The organism is Kineococcus sp. NPDC059986 (assembly GCF_040702905.1).
In the GTDB taxonomy this organism is placed as follows: Bacteria; Actinomycetota; Actinomycetes; order Actinomycetales; family Kineococcaceae; genus Kineococcus.
In genome coordinates, this window is record NZ_JBFBND010000086.1 from 1 (window position 1) to 1002 (window position 1002).

Annotated in this window: 1 protein-coding gene and 1 other annotated feature; the gene reads right to left on the minus strand. The window is 67.6% G+C overall.

The genetic code is table 11. The features are described from left to right. Positions 1-849 (minus strand): IS3 family transposase (locus tag AB0637_RS25005; protein ID WP_366175495.1); only part of this gene is annotated, 849 nt, incomplete at its 3' end. Then, positions 751-885: a sequence feature (AL1L pseudoknot), on the minus strand. It overlaps the preceding gene by 99 nt. Positions 886-1002: the final 117 nt, after the last annotated feature.

Consider the following 1002-nt stretch of genomic DNA (forward strand, 5'->3'; position numbering starts at 1 on the left):
CTTGCGCTCAATTCGGTCGCCCCTCGGCTTACGGGGGACTTGACTAGCACCGTTGAGGTGCTGGCTCGGTGGCGCGGCCGCCCCGAACCGGACAAGTGCCTCCGCCATCGCATTGTCGTAGGAGTCGCCGGTGGAGCCGACCGAGGCGACGGCACCCTCGGCGGCCAGACTTTCGCTGTAGCGCACCAAAACGTATTGAGAGCCCTTGTCCGAGTAATGTTTCAACCCGGATAAGTCCGCCCCCTCACGGCGGCGAACCCAGAACGCCATCTGCAGCGCGTCCAACGCCAGTTCCGTGCGCAGATGGTCAGCGACTTGCCAGCCGACGATGCGGCGCGTGCACACGTCTTGGACGAACGCGGCGTAAGCCCACCCTGAGCAGGTGCGGATGTAGGTGATGTCGGCGACCCAGAGGCGGTCTGGCCCGTCGGCGGTGAAGTTCCGTCCGACCAGGTCCGGTCGGTTGGCGGCAGGTCCTGGAGTCGTGGTGCGGGGTGGTTTACCGTTGCGTCGCAGCCCGTGCAGGCCGGCGGCCTTCATGAGCCGTTCGACGGTGCAGCGGGCGATGCGTGCAGCAGACTGCCCGGCTGGGGCCTTGCCGGCGCGCTGCCGGTTGATCGCCGCGTGCAGCTTGCGGGCTCCATAGACCCGCAGGTTGTCCTGGTGGACCTGGTCGATCTCCACCAGGGCGGCCTCATCGCTGCAGGCCCGCGCCGACGGCGGCCTGGTGCGGGCGGCGTAGTAGGTGCTCGGGGCGACCTGCAACTGCGCGCAGATCGGCTCGACCCCGAGCTCGTCCTTGTTCTCGTCGATGAAGTCGACGACCTGGGCGACCTGATCTGCTGTCAGCGAATGGGGCGGTCGAGCTCCGCCGCGAAGAAAGCCGACGCCCGGCGCAGGATCTCATTGAGCCATTCTCAGTAGCGGCCTGACGGTCACGGGCGGTGACGCCGGTGGTGGTGCCGTGAGGGCTGAGGTGGCGGGTAGAGGTGAAACTCCGGT